The sequence below is a fragment of the Niallia taxi genome, assembly GCF_004005475.1.
Classification (GTDB): Bacteria; Bacillota; Bacilli; order Bacillales; family Cytobacillaceae; genus Niallia; species Niallia taxi.
Map to the genome: position 1 here is coordinate 133599 of NZ_RZTZ01000009.1, position 26563 is coordinate 160161.

The window sequence follows — 26563 nt, forward strand, 5'->3', positions numbered from 1 at the left end:
TTCCTCTCCTATCTCTTTTTCTTCTTTAAAACACAAAAAGAGCCTTTAGGACAGTCTTTAATAAAGCAAGTTTGCTTAGACTGAACCCAAAGGCTCTAAATTTAGTAAATAACCAAAGAAAAAATAACAAAATGTAAAAAAATCTATAGGTTCATTTTACCTTTTTTATTTACTTGTTTCAATAAGTGTATTTAATTAATGAATTGTTGTCTCGATTTCAATTTGTTTAACGAGCTCATAGGCTTTCTTTTCACTAATATTCTCGGAAGAAGCTAGATCATCATAAGTTCCCATTTCCAAAACTAATTTATATTCACTTGTAAGTTGTTCTATTGGTGTTTCTGTTAACTTAGCAGCCATGACTTCATCTTCCACGATGGAAGAATTGGAATAGAAAATTTGTTTGTTTACAGAATAAATCTCGACTAAATTCCCTTCTGAATGGAAATAAGACTTTTTCGTATAGTAATTTACGCTTTGTTCACCATTAATAAGCAAATGATTATGTAATAACATAGTATCAATCCTTTAATATTTTTATCTTTCGTTTCATTTTCAAGTAGTTTTCAACTCGGTTATAATTTCATTTTAAGGCAGAAAGACTATCACTTTGTGTCAATTATGTCAGTATTATATTAAAAAGGAATAAAAATCTTTTACTACATTGTTAAAATTATAATTAATTCTTATATGACTCGTAAAGCCAATATCCCCAACTGGATAACGGCAGTTTTTTTATTTCATTAATTTTCGATATATGAATCGTTGAAGCAATAAAATCAGTACAGTAAATACATAAATAAATATGTAAGTTATTAAAGAACCCAAGAGTAGAAACAACCCGAATATTGAATAAATTGCATGCCCTGCATTTATAATTGAAAAGTATTCATTGCTATAAGTAGTAAGATCATTTATTAAAAATACAATAGTAGGAAAAAGAGCCAATAAAAATACAAAAATAAAATTTTGTTTTAAAGTCATGATTTCTTTTTTTAATATCAAATAGTTCACTAGTATAGTAAGAAAAATATTTATGAGTAATACCATTATTCTATTTTTTCCTTTCTAATCAAAATGGAGAATTAATCTTAATTATTTTAGATTTTACTATCCTTTGAATTCTTTTTACTATGACTTATAAGTTATAACTTATAACTTATAATCAGATAATAATTTATAAATATGGGATAATTATACTATAAAACAAACTTCTGGGATATGTGTTGGTTATCAACCTATTTATTGATCTTAGATAAATAGGTAAGGCAATCTATAAGAATAGTAGCAGATACCCCATTCCGCTAATCGAAATGTAGGAGCTAAAGCAATTAACCCACCAGCATTTGCTGGCGGGTTTTATTTTTTATTACATATTATTGATTAATCCTTGTATAGCTGCTTGTACAAATCCTTGTACATCTTCTTTAAGCAAGTATTCTATTACTGCCCCTAACAACATCTCTCCTAATCCAATCAATAGTTTTTCAACTAATTTTCCTGGCATTCTCCAGTTCACCTTTAATTTGATCCCTAATTCAGTAACCTCTTTTGTTTTTGTAAAATTAAAATCTAATTCTGTTTTCATCTACAAGTTCTCCTTTTAGTAATTTATTAATAGATTTGATTTTCACTCTAGTAACGGGGAATCTGCTTATTTATGACGCTAGATTCCCTGGATTTTTTGTTTATGCTAATTTCACTGTTAACTTCCTTCTTGCAAACCTTAAACAGTAAACACTCTGTTTTCAGACATTCATTTACTAAAGAGCAACAAAAAAAGAGCTGATTTAAAATCAACTCTTCTCCTCTCTCATATATGTTGCTAACTGATCGATTCCATTTTAAGTAACCCCTTCACTATATATAGCAATAGCTTTACTGTTTGTTGCACTTTTTTAGAGAATTTAAAATATCTCCTTATTAAAGAGGGCTTAAAACCTGTATGTTTTACAGGTATCCACGAGAAGGTTTCACTTTCTATGTGTTTGAAAGGCAAAGAAATTAACAGGTTTTTCAAAAAAAGTTCCGAAATGTATAATTTTTTTTGTTTTGACACAAAGATATTTAATAAAAAGTAAACAGAAAGGAGAATTTAGATGACAAAAGAACCAGCCAGCTACAGGATAAGACCTAAGTTAAAGAAGGAAATCGATTCTTATCTCTCTCTGTTGAAGGCCCAAGGACATATCGAAGATTACGGAGAAATGCTTGAAATTTGCTTTCCTCTATTCAAAAGAAGAATGGACATAGAAAAGTTAACAGGGTTTCGAAAAGAAGCAGTTTTATCCGTGGAGAGGGCTTATGAGACCTCTTGGGATGCTATTAATAGGTTATCCTATGAACATGAAATGGAGATAAAAGCAGTTAAATCTGCGGCAGAATTCGAATCGGAAAGATACGAACAACAAATAGACGCTCTCTTGATATATAAAATGAAACATGAGGAATCTGAAAAGATTATTGCCTCTCTAGAAAAAGAATTAGAAAAGGCCCAAACTACTATTGAAAAGGATAGAAAGCTTCATTATAAAGAAATGAAAACCTTAGCTTCCTCTAAATTACAACTATTACCCGTTGAAAATGATAATGAATTAGCAAATTGACACATCCTACATCCTTTAGATGTGTTTTTTCGTTTACATGTTTACGTGTTTACTGTTTACGTGTAAACATAATAAAAGAAAAACCTTCTGTCAAAAACAGAAGGTTTCCTTTTAATACACTCTATGATATTTGTAAACTTTTAAAACATCATCTATTATCTCAATGTCAACAGTATCTTGCTTGATGACTCCATTGGTATACTTAACCTCAAAATCAAACTGAGCGGGACCTTTCTTTAAATTGGTTGGATACTCTTGATGCTTTTCATCGTAGATGAAACCATCATATAGAACATCCGATAATGAAGATAAGGTCTTTGTAATCTTAACAGGAGTGTTATCGGTTTGTTCCGCTATAAGTGTTGTTTTAACATACTCAATAGGATAACTAGAAACATCTGCCTGCAGGAAAAACTTTTCGCCGCTATAGAATTTATCTAAAGAATGACCTAATTCATTGTGCTTTTCTAACCAATCTTCCGCATGGTTCACATGCCCAATTATGATTAAAGGTTTGGCGTAAAACCAGGTTTCCACCTCTGTCGTATCATATCTATCGTTCACTTCAACCGATAGATCATACCGACCTTTTTCGCTTTCTTGTTGTTCATAACATACCGTACTACCAGAGATTACTCCATTTTTCTGGAGGACTAACGATTTTGTCGTATAATTTTTATTAATATAAAGCTTTACATCCATTTTTTGTCCATCAGGGTCTTTCACATCAACACAGATATTTACTGTATCACCTTCAAAAACATCATCAGGATTATACGATAATGTCACTTCAGGTACTCTGTTTTTTACCACCAGTGATTTTGTTTTACTAGCTGTTTCCCCACTGTCGTCCTTCACTATTAATCTAATTTTCCACTCTCCGATGGTATCAAATACCCTAGAAGGATTTACACCAGTTGAAAAACTATTCCAGGTAAAGGAATTTGGTGCTTGGTATTCCCACTGATATGTTAATGGATCTTTGTCTACATCATTTGATTGGTTCTTAAATGTAACATTTGTGTTGTTATAGATAGTCGAAGGACTAAACGTGAAATCCGCAACCGGTGGTCGGTTTTTCACTTCGATTGTTTTACTAATCGAATCACTTGCGTTACTACTATCTGTAACGGTTAGTTTCACTTTCCAACTTCCTTTTTGATTAAGGACCTTGGTAATATCCTTAACGGTGGAGATTTGCGTCCAAGTGGTTTCATTTGGTTTCTGCATTTCCCATTTATACGTAAGGGTATCTCCATCTTCATCACTAGATTTGTTTGTAAACGTAAGATTCGTGTCATTATAAACGGTTGTTGGATTATAGATATAATCCGCTTTTGGCGGTCTATTTCCAACTGTCACTGTTTTTGTCATCGAATCGCTCGCTTTGTTGTCATCCATAACGGTTAAACGAACCTTCCAATCGCCTTTTATCTCAAGAACTTTACTCGTATCTTTCTCCGTCGAAATCTGAGACCATGTAGTTGTGTTTGGTTTTTGAACCTCCCACTTATAAGTTAGTTTATCCCCATCAACATCTGTTGAGGTATTTTTAAATACTACATTGGTTTCGTTATATATGTCTTGTGGACTGTAGGTAAAATTAGCAACTGGCGGCCTATTTAATACTTTAACCGTTTGAGTGACACTGTCACTTGCGCCATCCCCATCTGTAACCGTTAAACGAATTTTCCAATCTCCTTTTTGAGGGAGTACTCTGCTGGGTTCTTTATCCGTCGAAAAGCTCGTCCAAGTAGTTGTATTCGGTGCTTGATACTCCCATTTATATGTCAAAAGATCTCCGTCTTTATCCGTTGAAGCATTGGAAGCTTTAACTACCGTATCATTATAAATAGTTTTAGGACTATAAGTAAAGACAGCTGTAGGAGGTCTGTTTCCTACATTTATAGTCTTGGTTACATTATCACTAGCTCCCGTTACATCTGTGACAGTTAGGCGCACTTTCCAGCTGCCCTTTTTGTTTAAAATACGATTAGGATCCTTAGATGTCGAGAATTCCGTCCAAGTCGTAGAGTTTGGTTCTTGAGCCTCCCATTTATAGGTGAGCGTGTCCCCATCCTCATCGGTAGATAAGTTCTGGAAACGAACATTCGTATCATTATAAATGGTGTCAGGGCTGTAGTTGAATTTGGCTACCGGCGGTCTGTTATCTACTGTTAGAGTTTTTGTAACAGAAGTAGAAGCTTCACCATCATTTACAGTCAAACGGATTTTCCAGTCTCCACGTTCCTCGAACACTTTCCGTGGATCTTTTTCTTTTGATAAGTTATTCCAACTGTCCGTTCCCGATTTTTGATATTCCCAAGTATAAGAAAGTGTATCTTTATCTAAATCATTCGATTTGTTGATAAAAGTGACCTCTGTATTGTTATAAATGGCTGTAGGATTCCAAGTGAAGTCTGCAACCGGCGGTCTATTTATGACATATAAATAGTGGCGAACGGATACTTCTTCTTCCCCATCCGATACAGTTAGCTGGAAGGTATAGTTTCCTTTCTCCAAAGTGAATTTATCCGGAGTTTGGTCAGTCGAGAATACTTGGTAATTCGAATCATCTGAACCATAAGGTTTCCTTTCCCATTTATACGTAAGAGAGTCTCCATCCACGTCACTGGAAGTATTAATGATGCCAATAGAAGTATCATTATAGACGGTGTTACTAGGATCAAAAGAGAATTTAGCAACCGGCGGTCTATTTATGACATATAAGTATCTTCTAACCGATGCCTCTTCTTCCCCATCTGAAACGGTCAATTGGAAGGTGTAATCTCCCTTCTTCATTTTGAAGTTTTCTGGTGTTTTATCCGTTGAAAAGACTTCATAGTTGGAGTCATCCGATCCATAAGGCTTCCTTTCCCATTTATACGTAAGGGAATCTCCATCAATGTCAGAAGAAGTATTAACTATTCCTATAGAGGAATCGTTGTATACTGTATTGCTTGGATCAAACGAAAATTTAGCTTCTGGCGGTCTGTTGTTTACATACAGGTAATGCCTAACGGATGACTCTAATCTCCCATCAGAAACAGTTAGTTGGAAAGTGTATCTTCCTTTAGCCAGTTTAAACGTTTTAGGCGTTTTAGATGTAGAGAACACTTCATAGTTCGAATCGTCCGACCCATAAGGTTTCCTCTCCCATTTATAGGTTAATGTATCTCCATCTGGATCAGAAGAGTCATTTATTAATCCTACAGAGGTATCATTATAGACCGTGTTGCTTGGGTCAAAGGAAAACTTAGCAACTGGTGGTCTATTTGCTTGGAAGTCAAGAATAGCTTGAGATCCTTGGAAGGTCCAATAGGATGTTTGAGCCCATTTCTTTTTATTTTTATCAACGGGGCTAGTTACGCCATACCAAATTGCAGTTTGTGATTCTTCATAATCGATTGTAGTGTACTTTTCACCTAAGTTAAAATAACGGTCATCACCTAAGTCTGCAATAACACTAGGTGCTGACTCTCTAGGTTCTTTTCGTCTTAAAACACCAGTATTATTCATTCTAAGTAAATCTGTATTTTGTCCACTTGATAATGAAAGTTTCCCTCCACTATATTCCTTATCAGTGAAGTCAAATGGCAGTATTAAAGGAGAATATACAATGTGATCATCAACTCTTTTTACAATAAACAGTTGGTATTTAGAATTTTCATCTTCGGCAAATAGTTCTTCTAAAGGTAAGTACGCTTGATAATTAACATCTGCGTATCTCATATTACAATCGTCAACATTTTTATTTGTTGAACCAGCAGGACATTCATTCCAAACACCGGACCCTTGGTTGTTATATTCAAGATCCTCAGTTGCATCAGCTTCCCATTGGATTGTTTTATAAATCTTTACTGAGTTTAAATCACGTTCCCCTGCAACTTTCTTTGCTGCGATATAAGTATCTTGATTAGTTGAAGTATGTTCTTTATAACCCATTATTACTGACCAACCACTAAAATGAATATAGGGTTGCTTTCCCTTACCGAAATCTTTGTTGACTACCTCATATCCGTTCTCAACATACTTATTCATGTAAACATCTGAGATAATTCTTCTACCTGTTGTATTTGGAAACTCTTTATCTCCAACAGTGGAATTCCAATTAGTTTTTACTTTTGAAGGTACATTGTAAATATCATCATCCCCTGGAGCTGCATAAGCACTTGGAATAACGAAAAGAAACAAGCTAAAGAATACTACTAGTGGCATTACATATATGAATCTTAAATATCTCATTTGCCTCCTACTTTCGAAAGGTAGGCTTTTTTAATGGCAGTTGTGTCATTAAATTTCCTCACTCTCCTAGATTAGATTTAGCAAAAAAAAAACAACCCAAGAAACTATAGATAGAGAGACTCTATCTATAATTCTTGGGTTGTTCCCATTAGTTTTATGTAATTTTGCTATATATTAATTCTATAGCAATTTAACTGTTAAATCAATATATATTTAGCGCAAATTCAACTAGTTCATACATATAACGATAACGTTAATTATTTTTATATTGATAAACCGCTGCTTGTCTAATCATGGATAGATTACCTTTAAACCAGCGAGGACTTTCGGTAGTCATTACTGCAATAATAGAGGGACCTTCTATATTTTCTAATATGTGATAATTAGAATTAGAATAAACAAAAGGGTAGCTATCTGTGTTGCTGTCATCAATAAACTCTAAGTCAACAAGATAAAGATCTTGTTTGAAAAAGGAGGAATCAGTTGGGTTATAAACATATCCTGCAGTACTCGATAAATCTAGGTTATTTTCCAAACTAGCCTTAAAGTTTTCCATCGCTTTGTTTTGGTCGAAAACAATCTTACCTTCCGAAAGAGCTTCCTGTTCAACAGCCAAACCTGAATCGTGGACTGCTATTTCGGTAGCGTTTTTCAGCTGCCTAATGGCGGTTTTATCGGCATCTAAATTAAATTGGATTTGAGTAATTAATGCAAACAGTAATACAAATATGATGGTTCTTAATGTAGTAGCCATGAGATTGCTCCTAGTTTACATATTCGCTTAAGATTTTAGTATGTTTCGTAATGGTGCTTGGACCTTGGTTGAAAATATCCAATATGAAAATAAAAGTTCGAGGTACCTGTATACTGGCTTCCATATACTCATTTCTAGGAGTTAATGTTTGAGTAGCTGTTATGTTAATTTTCGATTCATTAAAGTTATAATTTTCAACCAATGTTTGTTTCATATCTTCTACAATACTTGGTGAGAATTTACCTTCTATAGATGCTTGCTTAGCCCCTTCAGCAAGTACTACTTCCACAGCCTCACGATTAAGACTATCTATATAGGCAAGTATGGGAGCGAACATAATGTTCACCGCAATAAAAATCGTCATCCATTCCGCTAATGCTTTAGCCATATCAAAACCCCCTTATTTTTATAAAAGGAAAGGAGCAATTATAAAATAATAGTTGCTCCTTTCTTTTATTCTTTATTTTCCTGAGCCATCAGGTAGGTTTGTTTGCATGTTAGTTACCTTTGTTCCATATGCGCTTGTTTCACTGTTAATTAGGTTGTAACCTCCAATGAATAAGAAAGCTGAGATACAGATTACTGTTATTGCGATTCCTAAAAATGTTGATAATGATGTTTTCATGTTAAATTGTCCCCTTTAATAGTTAATTTTTAGTTGATGTTCGTTCTGTAACATTTCTTCATGTTTCGTGTTTTTATCGGCTAATGCGCCAAAACTAATTCCAATGACCAATGACACCATGATAATGGCCGTAGCCGCTAGTATCATATAAACAGCAAGCGTCTTTGACATGTGTTGCTTCCTCCTTCTTAACTGCTGTCATTAGTGTAAGTCGCCACATCATCAGACAGATCCTTCATCAGATAATAGAGACCCCCAAAGATAAAGGTACTAATTACGATAGCTGTTAAAGCAATTGTCATATAGGTTGCGATGGATTTTTTCATGGAAATCACCCCCCTTAAATAAAAAGTAAGTATAAATGAAGCGAACAGTAAGCAAACAGAATGTTTAGCCTCTTGTTTGTTGTAAAATTAGCGTTACCATAGAAACAATTAAAACAAGGAAGTTCAGTATAATTAAGAAATGCGTCACCTTTACTGGAATGTTTAAGACATCGTTTGTAATCTTTGTTTTTCTTCGGTAGTTTTCTATTTGATTCTTCACAAACATTTGATGCATGCCTCTTAGTTGTTGCAGAGCTGTTTGTCTGTCCATTCCATCCAGGTTTTTAATTACTCCAATTAAAGCGGCCGATTCCTTAGAATCTATCTCCATTAAAAAGTTATCTAATGCGGTATCAGATCCTAAATCACTCGTCCAAGTAGATAATAGCCTCGTTAATGGTTGTTCTAGGTAGATGAAGTAAGGCTTCATACTTCGAAGAACATTATAGGTATTGATTCTGTTTACCGTCATCATCTCTATTTCATTGATTAATAAGTCATAAAGCATAAATACTTCGGAATGTACTTTTGCTTGTTGAAAGTTAACTACTCTTTTCATGACAAAGTTAAATATAGAGAAAGGAAAACTCGGTAATGAAAATAAAATCAAGATGAGAATGACGATACCACTGATATAACTTGTTTGAGTGATGGTTCCTTCCAGTAGCAATGGGATTAGTACATAGTAGATAATGAGAAATCCATATATACTTCCAAATAAAAGGTAGTACCTAAGCCCATTTAACCCAAGAGGATATTGTGCTCTTCTGAGTTGGTCCTCCGCTTTAGAATGTTTAGATCCTTCAATTAATTTGTTTCTGCTTTTTTCAATGCTGGAAGATAAACGAATTCTATAATTTTGGCGTTCTGCTTTCGTACTAAGGCCGGTATACACTAAGATTCCAGCAATAATAGATAAAGAAATGACAATTAGATATACAATGACATTCATCAATTTAAAAAGTACAATTTCATTTTCCATCTTGTTACCTCCCGTCTTTATAAATCATTTTTTGGACTCTTTAAGAAGATGGAAATAATGATGGAAAAAATAACACCGACTAAACATAGACAGAAAAGAAACAAGTTCCATTTCCCTCCAAATTGTAAGGAGAACCAATCCTGAGCACCACTTGAATAGTAGCCTAAGATTAACGATCCAATGAATAGCGGTGCAGTAATAAACCCGTCATAAATCGAATCTTGCATTTGTGACTTTTCTTCTTCTAACATCTCTTCTGTATCTTCCATTTGTTTGGTTAAAACCATCAAGGCATTTGAAACTTTTTCATTATACAGATAGGCTTTTAAAATAATGCTCCCTAGACGTTTGGACCAATTGGTATTGGCTGTATACGTAAATACCTGGACACTTTCTTTTAATTCCTTTTCGCTACGTGATACTTGTAAATCAGAAATTAAACGGATGGTTACTTTTCTGAGATCCTCATTCTTAATTTGCTTTTGGGTTTCTACTAATGCATAGTACATATCCTGTTGGTTGGCACTATAATTTTGCGTTAATCTTTGTACGATAGATAGAAACTCTAAGCTCATGAGATAGCGAATCTTGTTTAATTTCAATCGCAAAAATATATAGGGAATAGTGGAAAGTAACAATCCAAAAATGGCAGCAACGACCAAGTCATGGAGTGCTATGAAAAAAAGAACGAACATGGAAAACCCTATAATCCCACTAAAAAGAACAAAAACTTGAGCGTCTAACTCATTCCGATTATCGCTTGTGGTCCGAATTAGGAGTGAAATATGCTTCACTAAAGGATTTCTGCTAACTGGGCTTTCCTTTACATCTAAATTCTTTTTAATTCTTCGTATCCTATATTTATAATTCCAGTCACTATAGGTAACTTTTAGCGATTCCATCATGATTAAGTAAGCAACTCGCAAAGCTACTACGAGCAAAATACCATAGAGAATGTAAATTACACCGATATGCCAAATCCAATGTACGATGTTAACCATTAGAATTCTCCAGCATGTCATGAAGTAGCTGATCTTTAATCAGTTCATAATCAGACATAGGCGACTCTTTTGCTTTTCTCGCTAAGTGATTAATTAATATTTTGGCATCCTCTAGACTTTCTCCCGCCATTAAAGCAAGTAGTTCTTTTGAGATATTAGAAGAATAGTAATACTGATTTGTAGTCGGACTATAACGAACTAAATCTTGCGTTCGGTGGCGTCTTTTCTCCTCATCCCAAATGATTTCCGTTACCCCAATGACACGTTTCCTTCTCCTGTCTCTATCAGCACTCATTGTTACAATAATATCTATGTTTCTAGCAACCCGCTCCAACTCATTTTCAAAGTTCCGGTTAGGAAACTCATCTAGGATATGTCGTGTAATTTGGGGAACGACATGTTCTACCGTTGTTAAGTGGTAGGTAGAGTATGCTCCTCTTTCCCCACGTTCACATGCCTGAAGGTAACCCTCCGTCTCTAATGATCGAATTTCACCAACAACTATAAAATCATGTTCCATCCGTAATAAACGTGGAATGGCGTGATGTAAGTCACCCTCTTTTGCCTGTATCTCAAAGATGAGTCGGTTCATTTCTTTGGATAAGTTTAATTCAAAGTGTTTCTCTAATACGCCAATTACATAAGAAGGATCTCGTTCTTTAATCATGGTTTTCATAAAGGTTGATTTGGCTGAACGTACCCTTCCTGCGAAGATGGTATTGGCCATAACTCTAGATAAGGAGCGGAAGAAAGGTATATCATCTTCCAATATTGTTCCTAAACGGGCCTGTTCTTCTAAACCGAAATTTTTCACCACAAATCGGCGGAACATAATATAGTTTTCCTTTCCCCGCGGCTTTTGTATCATGGTGATACGGCTACCATCTTCTCTTTCAATCTCTAATTCTGGAGATTGTTCATTGATAATGGCATCCTTGATTCGGATAGTAAAAGCCTTCTTGATTCTTTCGACCCTTTCAATACTTTCAAATTCTTCCTCTTGTTTTACAAAAGTACCGTCTACATCAATCCAGAGTTGAGTTCCTCTTATTACGGCTGCTTCACTGTTTGGCATCTTGTCCCACTTATGAAGAATGCTGACTCCCCATACTTCATGGAAGATAGCTTCTGATAAAGAATTATAAAAAGATGGATAATCCGTCGAAGAGATATTCTCTTTATGAAGCACCTCGTTAATCTTCGTAATGAAATAAGACATGGCTTGCTCATCACCGATAACTGCTCTATGTTGCCGTTCTAGCCAAATGTTGCTATTGTCTTCTACAATATCTGTTATGTCATTTGGTGTTTTTTTATCAATGGACCCATCAATGACAATCTCTTGTAACTGACTTCTTACTTTCGTACAAATATCTTTAAAGGAGCGGGTTCTAGCATATGTATTTATTCTAACTACCTGCTTCAATCCATTCTTTGAAATGGTATCAGCCAACCATTCTGAGATAACAAACTCCTTTTGAATACCAATTTCTCTTTCCATGCTGTTCAGGTTCACTCACTCCTTTCTAATTAAAGAGAGAAAATAATCCTCTTTTCTCTTTCGTTTTTCCGATAGGATTAATAGATTCAGAAATATTACCTTCTGAGATAATTAATTTTGATAGGAAATCTATCTCTTTTGAATAAGCACTTTCCGTAAAGTCGTATAGTAACTTTCTTTGATAAGCAGCCATTGTTCCAAGTTCTTTCACGTCTGGTATAGTCGATATCTTCACCATATTTAACTCATCTTCTAGATCTTTTTCATTGATGAGTGTGTTTCCAGGTTGGTATTTATTAATAATGAGCAAGAAATCATCGGCGCTACCACCTGCAGGTTCAATTAGCTGATGAAAGACATAAGGGAAGTAACCACGGTAACCCTTTACTTCCTGATTAGTTACTAAGAATTTTAAACCACTAGATAGGTAAGACTGAACGGTTGGAGCAGTATCAAAATGAGTACCTGCATCAATCAAAATAACATCGAATATTTGCTGTGCTACCTGGATTAGATGTTCAATCTCATATGGTTGGTACATTCTCTGCAATTTAATATCTCGATTTCCTGCTAAGTGATAGAAAGAGTCATTGTAATGGATTGCTTCTGACAATCTCTGTACCGTTAAATTCTTTAGGTTAAGATCTACTTTCAAATCATTCAAATATTGGCCTTCATAATGGTAAAGATAATCAGCTGGGTCCCAACTGTTAAGACTCAATACTAATACCTTTTCATCTGTTTTTTGAGATAAAGAACGAGCAAGATTTAGAACCGTTGTAGTGACTCCTGCTCCACTATGTGTTCCGAAAAAGCTAATAATTCTTTTGGTAGAGGTATTATCTTTTTCAAATAATCTAGCTGTAATTTCGTCTACGAGCTGTTCCTCCGTACTGTACTCATTCATGACATGGATTTTAACAGCTGCTGCTACTTTCGAAATTCGTTTCGTTAAAATATCACTCTTTAATGCAACTGGTTTGAAGAAAATAGTCTGATTAGGATATAGCTCTCTAATATGGTTTAAATCATCGATTTGTATCATTTCACCATCTAAAAAAATGGCATCAATGTTTTTTTCTGTATTAGATAATGAGCTAGTAAGAAAGGCGGTCAGCCCCTCTTCCCGTTTCTCAAATAACTGTTTATACGTTGAGTTTTTTGAAACAATAAGTAACTTCATGTTTTTAGCCTCCTTCATTAATAAGTGATATAGAGCTTAGCTTCATTCCCTAACACTTGGTCCATTAACATCGTAAAATCTTCATCATTTAGGATTACTTCTAGATCACTGATAGTTGATGTAGCATTTAACCTTTGATCCTCGGTAGTTTCTTCTGTAGTTGCAGAGACGACTTCTTTGTTACCAGAATCCTTTACGTATACTACTTTGACATCTTCTAAAAATGGCATAGCACTGGTAGAAGCTTTTTCACTACCTTTTGAATTTTTACTGGACGAGCCATCTTCTTGCATACTATTGGAACCATCTTTGCTCACTAGATAAATATCTACGGTATCTTTCCTTCTAAGAGAGCCTGGCTGTGCGTAAATCATATCCTTCGTGATAGGTCGAATCGCTTCTCCCTCTTCTTTATTTGGAACGATTTCTTCCACATCCAACATATTGCCAGATATCATCGAGTTACCATCAATTAATTGGCTAGAATCTATGCCGATAATGGAATTGATATCTTTGGCTAGTACTACATTGCTAATAAGGGTTTCCTTTGGTCTTCTTTCAGTAGTAATCTTATCTGCAGTTATTTTTTCGCTTTTTTGTATTTCCTCATTGGCTTTCACTACTACTACTTCAACTGAATCAATTCGATCTCGTAAGAACATATCGTAGACAAAGATGAAAGCTATTGTACAAAGTGCAGTCATCAAGCCGAGAGTAATTTTGACAGAGGGTCTATTTAAAAACTTCATTATTTTGTTTTGCCTCCTGATTTGATTTTTGGATAGAGATTTTTTTATGGAATATACTTCTTAAGAATCCACCTTTCGTTTTATTGGTTAATACTTCTTTTGGTAGAAGCAGCTCCGTTATAGGTGAGAACAGGTTGGATATTTTCAATGGATAGTCCTTTTGATCATTTAGGAAAACTCCTTGATATTGTGCTTGGAAAACATCCGTATCTATAAAGGAAGGCAAGGTTAAAATCAATTTCTCTGCTAGTAAATCCTTAATTAATGGATTATTGGTTATCCCTTCTGAAAAGCGATTACCAATAAAATGAAGCTTTTCAGATTGGATGATCGACTTCAGCTTTGGACTCTCTTCTAGTTGTTGCAGAAGCGGAACATCTGGAGTCACTACCATTAATGCAATATCCGCAATATCCAATAAGTCTTTCGTAATTTCTTTATCCCAGCTCGTTCCGATATCAATGATGTTAATTAAAGCATCACTGGAATATAGAACCTTTATAAATGTCTCCAATGAAATGTCATTTGGAGCTTCATAATCTGATGTTGGGTTTTGGCAGATGATTTGAACACCATCTTTCGTCCATTCACTTGTCTGGTTTGGAATTTTATATTCCATTATTAATTCTTGAAAGAGGCCCCTATAATTTGGAGCATATTGAGTACCAAAAAAACGATCATAAGTATACGGAGTAGTTAGTGGAGACTCCATGTAACTAACCGAGATACCTGTTCTCGCAATGTTCCTTGCTAAAAGGTGAGAAACAAAGGAGCTGCCGTTTCTTGCCGAGGGACTTCCAACTAAAACTGTTTTTCGTTTAACGGGTATCCCAATTACTTTCTCTGTATTGTTATGTACATGAATGTTATAGTCCCGCTTGATCACATTCTTTTGAACCACTTTTTGTACTACTTTTTTCTCTACAACCTTTTGAACAACTTTCTTTTCAACCACTTTCTGAATGACCTTTTTTTCAACTACTTTAACGGGTCTAACCGTTTTTTCTTTCTTCTCTTTATCCTTTTGCTTTTCTAATTCCAACCGCTCCTCTTCCTGTTTAGCAGCAAAAAGAGGAATAGTAGTAGATAAGTACTTCTCTACCTGAGAGAATTTAGGCGGTTCTGAAAGCTGTTGAATAAACTGGTCTAAATCAATGGTGTTTTGATTAAAGATATCCATGATACCGACACTAACTAAAGTAGAAAGATACGGATCTTTTGTCGGGCGTTCACATAAAAAGACAATACGCATTTGATTATCGTATTGGATACGACATTGTCTAATGTAGGCCAGCAATTCATTATCTCTATCCACTTGTTCCGCAAAGGAACTTTCCAAGTAACGGTCATGGATAATTAAAATATCTGGGGTTTCGAGATCGACAATTTCTTCTAAATATCGTCTATGTAAAACCTCTTGATTAGCTAGGGTGAATAGGCTTGTATGCTTGTCAAAAGCATCGCACAAGATTTCTGTATAATTACGATCCCCAACCGCTATAAGTACCTTTTTCATGAATAAAAAGCTCCTTTAAACACAAAAACACCCGAACAGAAAAACCTACTACACGCATGTGTAGTATGCTTTACGTTCGGGTGTTTCCCGTTAATTTATATGATGTTTTTATCGTTCAATTTAAAGTTATAGTCTAGTTAATTATAGCTGATCTCAATACTTCTTAAAAGAGAATCACTAATTTACTTTTTCATAATATCATTTGGTCTTAAAAGTATCAAGGGGAAAAAGATATTTTTCCCAAATTTAATATTTAAGATTTAAAATAGTTGTCTTTAAGTCTTTTGGTATCTATAAATCTATGATTCCCATCGGGTAGAGTATACTTCCTTGATCCTGCTGTTATTGGTTCACCTTCTGAAACCTTTTTAAAATAAAAAAAGGAACCATCCTTTTCCAACATTAAATCATGTCCTTTATCCTCATAATATTTACCTTCAAGTAACTCAAATGTGTGATTAGTGTTTTGGGTAGCTATTATCTGTATATCTAGATTAGTAGGTTCTATATCTTTTATATAATCCGAAAAGGAGAAATTATTTTTTTCTAACCTATTATCAGTGTTTATAGGTAATAAGAATACCACAATTAAATCAGCTGCCATAGTATCTGTTGCAGCGTATGGTACAGGATCTTCATTTCCTTCAGCATCAGGATTATATAGATATATATTAACATCCATGCTAACAACAACATTTGCAGCAATTACAATGTTATCACCGTATATAGTAACATCTTCTAAGTTAATATCGGTTATATCACCATTTAAGGATGGTGTTACATAACCACCCATAAAATAATCAGGATGAATATCTCTCGGAGAGATTTCATTAAAGTAAGCTTCTACGTCTACTTTAATTGAATTAACAAAGTTTTTTGTAATAAGTTCTGTAAGAAGGCCATTTCTTAATTCAATCTCAATATGAGGTAAAAAGTCCTCATACAACATTTTGATATGAAGGTTTTCATCTTTAAATAGCGTGTTAATAATTTCCTCGTTGTGTGCAAAGAAATCATTTGTGTTTTTATAGGCAACTATATTTACATCATCAATTAAATCAGGATGAAGAGGATAAGGATGTTCTGCCGGACTTTGATTAGCATCCGGAGCTCCAAAATCTTTAGTGTTATTGGTAATGAAAAAGCAGTTCTCTAATTGTTGTTTTTGAATGAATAGCTTGTATGTATTCCAGATTATAGCATCACGAATTTCTTTTCTTGCATGTTTAGAACCTTTGCTTTTAACAATAAATGGTGGTTTTTCATTCATATCCAATTCAACAATAAGAGGAAGTAGATCAATATCGTAAGGTACCCAATCTAATTGATTCTCTGCCTCTAGCTTTACATAAAACTCTTCGACACAATTTATCATTAATTCTAGCTCTTTTTCAGTATCAATTGCGATAGAGGGAGTAATTAAATACCGACTTACCATATTATAAGCCTGGGACATTTTATTAAGCTGTTCCTCTATAAAGGCTTTATGACCTCTCAACATCTCTTTATATACCACATCATTTATATATAATTTCACATCTTCATGTTTGGCTAATTGAAGTAGTAATGCATTTTTTCCTTTAGTTAAAAAGGGGTCTCTATAGATAAGATTAGTGTCCAAAAAGATATTCATTGATATGTGCTCTCCTATTTCTTGAATAATGGTAATTATATCAAGAAATGCCTTTTTTGTGTTGGATCTTTAATTTTGGCTTTGAAGGTTTGCAAATCTTGAAAAGCTAAACTTTAAAAACTCTTTATACGTTTAATAATTTTTGGTATGCTTGTTAAGCTAAATATGAAAAAGGGTGATGAAGTTGAGCGAAGAGAAGTTCAACGGGTATGATAGTTCAATTATTTATGACTATAAGGAATATCCTGACAAGAAAAGTGGTCGCTGTGATAATTGTGACAATGCTCAGTTTAAAAGTTCTGCTAAGAATTTCACTTTTATTCGGGAATGCCGTAAATGCGGAATGAAAAAAAGTATTTAATATCTATTTTTGCAAAAATAAAAAATTAAAAGGCATGGGATTATATATCCCATGCCTTATTTTATCTTAATGCTAATCACTTTAGATTCCTTCTTCATATCTGATAACTTTTTTGCGAATTTTTTTACCGCTGGATCTTGCTTCTTCTTGCTACTTTTCATTTCATCTCACCTCGTAATTGTCTATAAAAAAATTATTACCAATAAAATCTTAAAATATACAAGTATAGTTAAATAAAATTGTTCTAATCCCCTCTCTGCTTGTCTATATATCTATTAGAGCGGAAAAGTGGAATAGTGACGTAGAGATAAGGACATTTTTTGTAATGGGAGAGGATAGGATGGGATATATCAATCCTTTATTTAATGAACAAAGAATAATAAAGGAACAGAGTAAACCAGTGTTACTTCCGGAAATAAAGCAGGAGAAAAAAGTAAAAGTAAGGCAGATTAGAGCTGATAAAACACACAAATTAAAATTTCCAGTAACCAATATAGAAAGAATGAAGTTGCAGTCTTTGTGTAAACAAGTGCAAAGATCCTTAAAAAGTAAAGGGGCAGAACCAATACAACAAACAAAGTTGAATACGTTATTACTTCATTATGGTTTAAATAATCCAGCTATTTTGGAATGGGACTGGCCATACAAAGACTCTAAACACTATATGCATACTAATCTTTTAGAAACTGTTTTTGAAAGGGAAATTGGAGGACCATATGGTTTGGCAATACGTAAAGGGCTATCTGAGCGAAAAACAGCATATATGGTGATAATGTCAGTATTAAAATGGTTAGAAGGAGGTGGTAATATTGAGGAAATCTTTTAGTGGATTAGATATTTTAAATGGAAGGATGACTGGTGCATATAAAGGTTTTTTCCAAAGTTTTTTTTCCTCCAAAAAATACATCTCAATAAAGCTACCTTATTACGATTACCTTAGAGGACAGGTTTTTATACAAGATCTTAAAGATAATTATCCCGAGGCAATAACCTCTTATATTGATATTGGTCATTTAATTGAATTGTTGTACAAGGACTTTTTGAATCAAATAAAGAGAGGTGTAAAGAATGAAGATGTTGCTATATACCTGAAACAAAGTATGGAGAAGTACTTTCCAGTAAAAGTGGTTGAGAAAAGAGTGTTTAAACAAGTAAACCATCACTTGTTTAAATATGAAGAAATGGCGGAAATGGACGAGGATGAGGAAAATGAAGAAAAGTTTGCATATATAGAGATACGTTATTCAGAGAAAGTGATATTGAGGGGAGAAATCCTTTTATATGATCTTACTCCATTCCTAGATAATACAACTATAACGGTAGAACAACTGATTTCGATTATATATCTTGATTTTATCAAACGGGTTCAGGAGCATGGGAATTCAGTCACTGTCCAGCAGACTATCCTGAAAAAGCTTCAGAGTAAATAGAATGAGACTGAAAAGGTGTATTTGGAATGGAATTCCCAATACACCTCCATTATTCACTGCAGTTTAAAACTATAGTTTGAAATCTTCTTAACAATTGCATCTTTATTTTCAGCATTTGTTAGTTTTTCTGTTATACCTTCTATATTCCCATCCGCTATTGAGCGGAAATATAAGGTATCTTCATCTTTTACGATTATAAAGTTACGGCCCTCTCTTTTAGAAAAAGAGCTTTCTATATCTCCATATACTTCTTCAGCAACAAGTCTATATACTTCATACTTATCAACTTTCTCTCCAGTTTTTTCTACAGATGTAATATTATAATTGGTATCATCTTTATGTTCATCTTTTATAGTCCAAGAACTTGGAGAATCTACATGTATAATTTCATTCGTAGCATGAATGCCAATATAAGTATCTCCTACTGGAAGTAATCCAGCAGCAGTCGCTGTTTTACTCTCCTCTTTTGTAGCACAAGCTGTTAAGGTAATGATGGTTAATAAAGATAGAATTAAAGATATAGCATATTTTTTTAAATTCATTCCGTTACTCCTTTACTAGTGTTTCTAAATAAAATGCATAGGTACTTGGTTATGTAATGACTTTTGGTTTATTCGAAAAGGGCTAATACCGATAAAAAGGAATTAGCCTCTTTTGATTAAGTTATTCAATGGTCTTTATAAAAGAAATAAATTTGTCCAATAAATTAGAGTCATAATATTTGTCCTTTAATTCAATTAGTTCGGACAGTATTCTTTCTTTTTTTAATGGTTTTTGATAAATACGACCATTTAACATGGTGTCATAGGAATCAATAATTCTAATTATTCTGCCCAAGAGTGGAATGTCATTCCCTGCTAAAGAATAATAACCACTTTTGTTGATATTTTCATGATGGAATAGAATACTTTTTGCATAAGTACGGGGAAAATCAGCTGTATCTAAAATTATCTCATAACCGTACCTGGTATGTTTTTTTATTTCTTCATATTCTGATTTAGTAAGTTTCCCCTCTTTATTAAGAAGTTTAGAGGGAATAAGAAGCTTCCCGCAATCATGGAGAGAACCTAACTCAAACATATTGGAATTCTCCATGCCAAGAAGGCCTCTAGAAGCTTGCCTACTCTTATAGAGTGTTCATAAGTAGCGGTGCAATGTGATCTGAGAGACTCTAATAATGTTTCTACAGTGAATTGTGTAGTTACAGCCATTTATTCCTCCTATATAGGTAAACGGATACGATTCAAACCTTCTTTATGTGGTTGGAAGAAAGAAGTGTTTAGCCCCTCTTCCATAAACTCTTCTACACAAAGAAGTATATTAAAGGGATACGTATCTAATAAAAGTTCTTTTTGAATCTGCTCAGCAATACTTAGAGTGGATGTATAAAGGATAACCATTTGGACATTCTCAGGGAAGTCACTTACTGGTAGACAGCCATATTTTTCGTGAACATATTTCCAGTTTTCCAGTTTATCACGAAAATACCCTATGTAATTCTGGTTCATTTGAGCACGATCAATTAGAAAATTTATGTTACCATTCTGTGTTTTTATTTCCCCTACTCCTAGCGGGAACTTATATCGGTGATTATTCGCAATTCTTGCATTCCATTTCCACTTGCTTAGTACTTTTCTTTCAATAAGTTGGCAGCGGAGTTCGTTCATTGCTACATATCTTTTAATACCACCAATACCGTAGTTATCCCAACGGTTAGGGTCCATATAGAACTGGTCATTGTAATAATGCTTAAGTAATTTGAAGCCCGCTACTCCTAATGTAAAGGGAGCGGCTGGTTTAATCGCTTCTTCTACATCTGTACGGATTCGTACTTTCCATCTTTCCACTATTCCATTGGTGCGTAAGCGGTCCAATCTTTTAGACGTGTCTGATCGGCTCATGATTGGTTCCATATACCGACGTAATTGTTCTTCCGTAGCACATATAGCATCTCCTAATACCTTTATAAGGGTAAAGTCCTTATCATCAATGATTTTTCTATTTAAGAGTGTTATTGCACCTTCAATACCTGTGTAAGGGAAATATTTTTTTGGGAGTATCTTGCTACCTTTTAGTAGAGGGTGGTCCCAAAAAGGAACCTCCCCATTTCTGGTAGTAAACATAGGGTATTCAATTTCTTGTTCCATCGTATTCATTACTCAAACAAGAAACTTGCTGGATCTTTTAATTTCTTTTTACCCCTTGGATAACCTGTAATGGTTACTCTTGCTTTTCGATTCTTTTTGTCTACGCTACGTACTACACAAGATACGATATCCCCAGGCACAGGCTCATCTAAATAGTTTGGCTTAATCCCTTTCACTTCTAAGCCAACATCCAGCTGCACAAAAATACCATGAATAGGGCTGACAGCTGTTACTTTACCTGCAATTGTATTCATTTCCTTTAATGTTTCTAGCTTATTAAACGGGTCTTCAATGGTAGCTCTTCTGCTTACTTGAATTAAGAAGTTTTCTTTATCGAAGCGGAGTACCTTCACTTCAATTTCTTCTCCACGATCAAATAATGTTTCTACACTTCTGCTTCTATCCCAACTCCAGTCATTCGGCAGCATGTAGCAGTCAGCACCATTTACTCGAACGAAGATACGTCGTGTAGTGGGATTGAAACCACGCACAATACCTTTGAATACTGTATTCTTTAGTTCATTGGTTTCCTCTAGTTCTGTTAACTGTTCCATGAAAGCAGCTCTTTTCATGTTGTCTGCTTCCCGAACACTTACGATTGCTATCTTATCTTCTAGGTTTAAGTTAGTTATGATAAACTCCTGGATACTCCCAGTAAATCCATTTAGAGATTTGTACTCATGATCAGAAAATTCATTACTAGGGCAATAAGCTGTTATATTACCCTCGAGTTGGAAAACTGCTACCTCTATTGATTTATCTACATAACTACCGTCTTCTAAGACTTTGGATGTTTTATAACCTACGGAAGTAACTACCCCTTTAATGATTTCTCTATTTCTTCGGATTCTTGCTAATTCCTCTAATTGTTGGTCGTTTGTCCATGATGCTTGAGTTAATTCTGCCACTTATTGTTCCTCCTAAAAATTAATTTGAGTAAATAAGCAAAAAAAAACAACCCAAAACAAAAGTAGTGATAACTACTTCGTTTTGGGTTGTTCCCATTAGTATATTTGGTTATTTTGCTTACTCGTTTTCTTAATAAAGAAATTTTACCCTAGATTTCTAATTATTTCAAGGGTTGGTTTATGAATCGAAGGGTTGAATAAAACCATCTAAAGGAGAGGAAGTGCTTTTTTCTTCCTTTTTCACCTGATTTACTTCTGATTGCAATTCTTTAATCAGAGCTAATTCCTCGTCTCCCAACTTGGATTGCTTTACTTCTTTTTTTTCTTTTAATTCTATTTCTGTTATATACATTTGCTTATTAAATAAGCTGCCAAGATCAAACTCTTCAATTTTTGCTGAGTTTTTTTCGTGGTCATTAACTTTCTCTTCTTTAGTTAATAAATTCGAATTAATTAGAGGTACAGATTCGTTAGGTTCGCTGCCCAAAGGCTCCAAAATTGTTATTTGATTTTTAATAGCTAAATTAGAATGGTTTGAGTTCTTATTAATCCCATTTGATTTAAAAGTAGGTTTTTGTTCTGGTGCTCCACTTGGATTTACAGAAAATTTGATTACATCCTCTTCTAATTTCTCTTCCTTCTTTTCTTTCATAAGATCAGGAGGGGCAGCTTTAACTTCTTCAATACCTTGTTGAATCAATTCTAAATCATTCCCCTTAGCTTTCCTTCTCTCTTCTAACCATATATCCCCGTTTTCTGGTAACACCTTCACAACAGCTTCTTTAAATTCAGCTCTTGGTACAAAATTGGCATCTATTTGTCGTACAGGTACAGGTTTATTATTTACCACAATTTTAATGGCTGCCTGGAAAGCTTTCTGATAGATAATATCGCTAGGAGAAAGGATTGCTTCTTTCTTCTTTTGATAGCTACTTCCAGTCCTAAGCATAGGTTGTTCCTGAAGAGGACTAACAGCTTGTTCATTTTTTCCTTCTTCGAATTTTTCATCTTCTCCAAATATCTCTGAGAAGAGCTTTGCATCATAGGAAGGGATGTCTCCATAAACCATCTTATGCCGGAGCGTACCAAGTAAAGTTTGCATATACGTCTCTCCGTATTTATCAGCTAGCTGTGTAATGGTTTGGGCAACAACGGTAACGATGGCTTTATATTTACGACTTTGTGCTGGAAATTCTTTAAATGGTTGAAATATATAGTCGGGAAACTCATCCGCAATTATATGCGCGAATGTACTTGTATTCGGTTTACGACGGAAGACAGCATTCTGCAGACTAAGTAAGACGAGCTTACCTAGGATATTAGAAAGGCCAGCTAGTTCCCCTTTTGCAGTATTAACTAAGAGGATTCCCCCTTTTTCTAAATGTTCATCGAATGAAAAGTTCGATTTCCCGAATAGGACTCTGCGAATAAGAATGTTCGCTCCAATGTCATTTAAAGTGTTGCGCAACCCCTTTACATACTCTCCTTGAGCATCAACATATACATCTTGTCCTCTATATTCACCATGAGCTACTTTTTCAGCTACCGCATTACCAGCAACTCGAAAAACTTTAGGAATATGGTTCATATCAAACCATTCATCAATTTGCTTCACGATTGCCCAATGGTTACGATCATCCCGATTCTCTATTAAATCGAAGTCTGGAGGTATGGTGTCTTTTAACTCAAGGTGCATTTGTCTAACTAGTTGTGGGTTATCATACATTCTTAGTAATATATCAAAAGTTACCTCTTTATCCGGATTATGAAGCTTCAATAAATAAATATAGTTTTTCAAATGGTTTCTTTCACTCTGTTTGAAGAAGTCATTTCCTCCACCTTCCGCCAATCCCTCAATGACCATTGCGAAGGCTTCAGCAACTTGATCAACAGGTCCTTGCATAGGATTAATCGAAGGCGTATTCTCGTTAGTTGGATCTATATAGAAGACAGACTCTTCTGGAATACCATGTGCTTGAACTAATTGATAAGCCTTCTGGCATAAGTCGTTAGAAGGTTCAATGATACTAATACTATTCAGATACTTCCCGCGCACATCCTCTGAATCATAATTCTCTAATTTAGAGATCTTAGGATAATCATTGATAAACTTAGTCATCCAGTGAAGGTCTTGATTTATTATGGGCAGTAACAATGCCGCTGTTTTACCAGTACCGATGGAACCAATAATGATATTATTAAGTGTTCTATCGCGACCTGGTTGTATGATTAATTCTTTGGTTTCGGAATCTGGACCTAATACTACATCTGGCCATTGTTCAGTATCACTTTTCCTAAACCATTTCTGTAAGAGTGAATTCTTATATTCAAATTCATAAAAAGCAGTCTTAATATCCTCTGAGTATTGGGAATACTGCCCACCTAACCACATTAATATCATTCCAGTTACTACAGAAGGTGTAAAAATAATGGTTATAAATAAAGTGTTAATATCCCCTACAGCTACAGCGAACCAAATATTATCTACCTGAAGTTTTTCAATAAGATTTCCTAGATACGGAATTAGAGTATTGTAGACAGGCATAGTAATCAACCATAGATAATAAAAGGTGATCCCCAAAAACATGTTCCAGAACCATATAAGCCTCCAAAAAGGAGTTTGAAACTTTTTGTACTTGGTACTTATTAGCCAACCACCAATTAGTATAACCGTGGATATGGAAAATCCAATAAATCCTGGATACATGGTACTACCGAATAAAACGAAAGAAGCAATGCTTCCTGTGAATTGACCAGTCATGACAAATAGATAATTTACTATGGAGCGGATTGATAAATATAGAGACAATACCCCTATGACTGAAATGGAGATAGCGGGAACTTTTGGGTGAACTCTCCAATTACTCAATCACTCTCACCACCTCATTAGTCGGTTTAGGTGTTGGTATCTTTTTATAATGCCATACCTGTGTTTGTGAAAAGGACGTATTTTGGAAATCTCTCGGGATTACATCATTCTGCATAGCGGCTGTGCTTAGATATAAAACATTCAATTTGTCGACTTCTCGTTTTATTCTTTTAGAAGAAATTAGAGTTTCTAAATAGGATATCTTATCAAGTGTGTCTACACTTCCCTCTTCGGCTAATTTAAAAATAATATCCATCTTCTTATTACTTACATGATCAATCACACTAAAATGACTATCCGCATATAACTCTTCAGATACGTCGTTGGAGTAATATGCACTAGCTTCTCTTGGTTCCATCGTGTAATCAATATCATCATTTAATTGTACAGAAAGGACAGCTAATTCTAACTCGCTCTCTTTATGACTTCGCGTAATTGGGTAGACACCTTTTAGGATGTTGCTAGCAATACTTGAGCCTCTGTAGGCAGAGCAAACATAAAAGTGTAAGTTTTCTAACCGGTGCGCGAGTTTGTTAATAATAAGTTCTTTGATATTGAGAACCCGAGTTTCTCGAGTCGAGGCATACTCAGTCGTATATATTTCAGATCTATTATCAGCAACAACAAATAATACAAAATGATTTTCCGCTGGTCTGGCCTTTGCTAATTCCATGTAGTTATCCACTTTTTCATGAATTCTATTTAGATTCTGAGAACCTGTATCAAACTCGATATTAAGAATTCTTCCCTCAGAAGTTTCGATCTTCCAGTCAGGAATAATAATGGTTTCTTCTTTGTTAAATTTAGTTTCGTCTGACAAATAAGTTCTGTAATTAGGATGGGTAGAACTTATTATAGATAGTTTGTCTTTCATTTCAATTAAAGTATCTATTACAACATCTTGAATTCCAAAATAGTGACTTGGTTGTTTGATATTCTTTATGTTTACTTCTACTAACTCTCCATCTTCAATTACCCTTTCATTACGCAAAATATGAAATCCGTTTTTTCCAATTTTATAGCAGGATACAGCTGGTTTCCCTAATGTGCGTAAATAATCAATAGATACGATATCGTTAGATAACCATCTTTTTAATTTTGATTTAATCGTAGATTCTGGAGAGTTAAGAATGTATCGTCCATAACGCTTTATTTGTTTAAGGGTTAAGATTCTGTTTGTGTAGAGTAACTTCAACAGTTCTAAATCCTTCGTATTGATCCAGGCTCCTTTTCTTGTGTATTTCACTGAATACCAAACTTTTTGATCTTTTTCCACTTTTCCCACTCCTTATTTTTGACAAAAAAAAGACCCTATCAAATAAGAAGCAGTGATACTACCTCTTAAATGATAGGGTCTTTCCCTTTGGATAAATTAAACTGAAATTAGTATAACATTGGAGATAAAGGGACACAAGAGTGTATATATAAACTGTATAAATATAATGCTTCATACAGGATTTTTAGAAATGAATAAACAAATTTAATGTAGTTGGTTGGGTTCAAATCTTAAGGACTTTTAGGGTACTAGTTCACGGGAAAATTGATCATTTTGAAGATGAAAAAAAGGTATGAAGTCTGGATTTCAGAGGGCGATTGAACCCTTGATATCACTGGGTTTCTACCAACTCTATAGAATCCGCGCACCTTAGACGGATGTAAAACAAGACTTAGGGTGGAACCTGGGGTCTTGAACTCAACAGATTTTGAGAAAATTGGAGTGGAGTATT

General features: G+C 34.5%; 25 protein-coding genes. 4 read left to right on the forward strand and 21 right to left on the reverse strand.

Annotation, left to right across the window (positions count from 1 at the left end; genetic code table 11):
• Positions 1–195: 195 nt before the first annotated feature.
• Complete coding sequence (locus EM808_RS19650) at positions 196–516, reverse strand: hypothetical protein (protein ID WP_127739916.1); 321 nt, start codon at positions 514–516, stop codon at positions 196–198.
• Between the two features lie 853 nt (positions 517–1369).
• Positions 1370–1588 (reverse strand): hypothetical protein, encoded by a 219-nt coding sequence (locus EM808_RS19655; RefSeq protein WP_127739918.1) that lies wholly within the window; start codon positions 1586–1588, stop codon positions 1370–1372.
• 511 nt (positions 1589–2099) lie between these two features.
• Here EM808_RS19655 and EM808_RS19660 point away from each other — a divergent pair.
• Positions 2100–2606, forward strand: coding sequence for a hypothetical protein (locus EM808_RS19660; RefSeq protein WP_127739920.1), 507 nt, complete (start codon positions 2100–2102; stop codon positions 2604–2606).
• Positions 2607–2717: 111 nt separating this feature from the next.
• Here EM808_RS19660 and EM808_RS19665 read toward each other — a convergent pair whose 3' ends face one another.
• The 13 genes from EM808_RS19665 to EM808_RS19710 form a co-directional block, all read right to left on the reverse strand.
• Positions 2718–6851 carry a PKD domain-containing protein gene (locus EM808_RS19665; protein WP_127739922.1) on the reverse strand — a complete coding sequence of 1378 codons (4134 nt, stop codon included), beginning with the start codon at positions 6849–6851 and terminating at the stop codon, positions 2718–2720.
• A gap of 253 nt (positions 6852–7104) precedes the next feature.
• On the reverse strand, positions 7105–7605 hold the full coding sequence (locus EM808_RS19670; protein ID WP_127739924.1) for a peptidase M23: 501 nt from the start codon (positions 7603–7605) through the stop codon (positions 7105–7107).
• 10 nt (positions 7606–7615) lie between these two features.
• Positions 7616–7993, reverse strand: a complete 378-nt coding sequence (locus EM808_RS19675) for a hypothetical protein (protein WP_127739926.1) — start codon at positions 7991–7993, stop codon at positions 7616–7618.
• Positions 7994–8065: 72 nt separating this feature from the next.
• Positions 8066–8230 (reverse strand): hypothetical protein, encoded by a 165-nt coding sequence (locus EM808_RS28690; RefSeq protein WP_164849721.1) that lies wholly within the window; start codon positions 8228–8230, stop codon positions 8066–8068.
• A gap of 15 nt (positions 8231–8245) precedes the next feature.
• Positions 8246–8401 (reverse strand): hypothetical protein, encoded by a 156-nt coding sequence (locus tag EM808_RS28695; RefSeq protein WP_164849722.1) that lies wholly within the window; start codon positions 8399–8401, stop codon positions 8246–8248.
• 17 nt (positions 8402–8418) lie between these two features.
• Positions 8419–8556 (reverse strand): hypothetical protein, encoded by a 138-nt coding sequence (locus EM808_RS28700; RefSeq protein ID WP_164849723.1) that lies wholly within the window; start codon positions 8554–8556, stop codon positions 8419–8421.
• A gap of 64 nt (positions 8557–8620) precedes the next feature.
• The gene (locus tag EM808_RS19680; protein ID WP_127739928.1) at positions 8621–9538 is read right to left on the reverse strand and encodes a hypothetical protein; all 918 of its coding nucleotides are present in this window, start codon (positions 9536–9538) and stop codon (positions 8621–8623) included.
• 17 nt (positions 9539–9555) lie between these two features.
• Positions 9556–10539 (reverse strand): hypothetical protein, encoded by a 984-nt coding sequence (locus EM808_RS19685; protein WP_127739930.1) that lies wholly within the window; start codon positions 10537–10539, stop codon positions 9556–9558.
• Positions 10532–12055, reverse strand: a complete 1524-nt coding sequence (locus EM808_RS19690; protein ID WP_235856658.1) for an ATPase, T2SS/T4P/T4SS family — start codon at positions 12053–12055, stop codon at positions 10532–10534. The genes EM808_RS19685 and EM808_RS19690 overlap by 8 nt, the downstream gene beginning before the upstream one ends.
• A gap of 10 nt (positions 12056–12065) precedes the next feature.
• Positions 12066–13223 (reverse strand): P-loop NTPase family protein, encoded by a 1158-nt coding sequence (locus tag EM808_RS19695; protein WP_127739932.1) that lies wholly within the window; start codon positions 13221–13223, stop codon positions 12066–12068.
• Positions 13224–13240: 17 nt separating this feature from the next.
• Entirely contained in the window at positions 13241–13972 is a 732-nt protein-coding gene (locus tag EM808_RS19700) for a hypothetical protein (protein WP_127739934.1), read from the reverse strand.
• The gene (locus EM808_RS19705) at positions 13956–15488 is read right to left on the reverse strand and encodes a P-loop NTPase family protein (protein WP_127739936.1); all 1533 of its coding nucleotides are present in this window, start codon (positions 15486–15488) and stop codon (positions 13956–13958) included. Before EM808_RS19705 ends, EM808_RS19700 begins: the two co-directional genes overlap by 17 nt.
• A 253-nt stretch (positions 15489–15741) precedes the next feature.
• Entirely contained in the window at positions 15742–17121 is a 1380-nt protein-coding gene (locus tag EM808_RS19710) for a PIN domain-containing protein (RefSeq protein ID WP_127739938.1), read from the reverse strand.
• Between the two features lie 178 nt (positions 17122–17299).
• Between EM808_RS19710 and EM808_RS29210 the strand changes: the two genes are divergently transcribed.
• From EM808_RS29210 to EM808_RS19725, 3 genes are all read left to right on the forward strand, one after another.
• The gene (locus EM808_RS29210) at positions 17300–17482 is read left to right on the forward strand and encodes a hypothetical protein (protein ID WP_127739940.1); all 183 of its coding nucleotides are present in this window, start codon (positions 17300–17302) and stop codon (positions 17480–17482) included.
• A gap of 340 nt (positions 17483–17822) precedes the next feature.
• The gene (locus EM808_RS19720) at positions 17823–18308 is read left to right on the forward strand and encodes a hypothetical protein (protein ID WP_127739942.1); all 486 of its coding nucleotides are present in this window, start codon (positions 17823–17825) and stop codon (positions 18306–18308) included.
• Positions 18292–18912, forward strand: coding sequence for a hypothetical protein (locus tag EM808_RS19725; RefSeq protein WP_127739944.1), 621 nt, complete (start codon positions 18292–18294; stop codon positions 18910–18912). The genes EM808_RS19720 and EM808_RS19725 overlap by 17 nt, the downstream gene beginning before the upstream one ends.
• A 53-nt stretch (positions 18913–18965) precedes the next feature.
• On the opposite strand, the gene EM808_RS19730 is transcribed toward EM808_RS19725, so the two are convergent.
• The 6 genes from EM808_RS19730 to EM808_RS19755 form a co-directional block, all read right to left on the reverse strand.
• On the reverse strand, positions 18966–19454 hold the full coding sequence (locus tag EM808_RS19730) for a hypothetical protein (RefSeq protein WP_127739946.1): 489 nt from the start codon (positions 19452–19454) through the stop codon (positions 18966–18968).
• A gap of 121 nt (positions 19455–19575) precedes the next feature.
• Positions 19576–19992 (reverse strand): HD-GYP domain-containing protein, encoded by a 417-nt coding sequence (locus EM808_RS19735; RefSeq protein WP_235856659.1) that lies wholly within the window; start codon positions 19990–19992, stop codon positions 19576–19578.
• A gap of 140 nt (positions 19993–20132) precedes the next feature.
• Positions 20133–21059, reverse strand: a complete 927-nt coding sequence (locus EM808_RS19740; protein WP_235856660.1) for a replication-relaxation family protein — start codon at positions 21057–21059, stop codon at positions 20133–20135.
• A gap of 8 nt (positions 21060–21067) precedes the next feature.
• The gene (locus EM808_RS19745) at positions 21068–21967 is read right to left on the reverse strand and encodes a S1 RNA-binding domain-containing protein (RefSeq protein ID WP_127739951.1); all 900 of its coding nucleotides are present in this window, start codon (positions 21965–21967) and stop codon (positions 21068–21070) included.
• A gap of 178 nt (positions 21968–22145) precedes the next feature.
• Positions 22146–24836 carry a type IV secretory system conjugative DNA transfer family protein gene (locus EM808_RS19750; RefSeq protein ID WP_127739953.1) on the reverse strand — a complete coding sequence of 897 codons (2691 nt, stop codon included), beginning with the start codon at positions 24834–24836 and terminating at the stop codon, positions 22146–22148.
• The gene (locus EM808_RS19755) at positions 24829–26112 is read right to left on the reverse strand and encodes a replication-relaxation family protein (protein ID WP_164849724.1); all 1284 of its coding nucleotides are present in this window, start codon (positions 26110–26112) and stop codon (positions 24829–24831) included. The genes EM808_RS19750 and EM808_RS19755 overlap by 8 nt, the downstream gene beginning before the upstream one ends.
• Between the last annotated feature and the right edge of the window lie 451 nt (positions 26113–26563).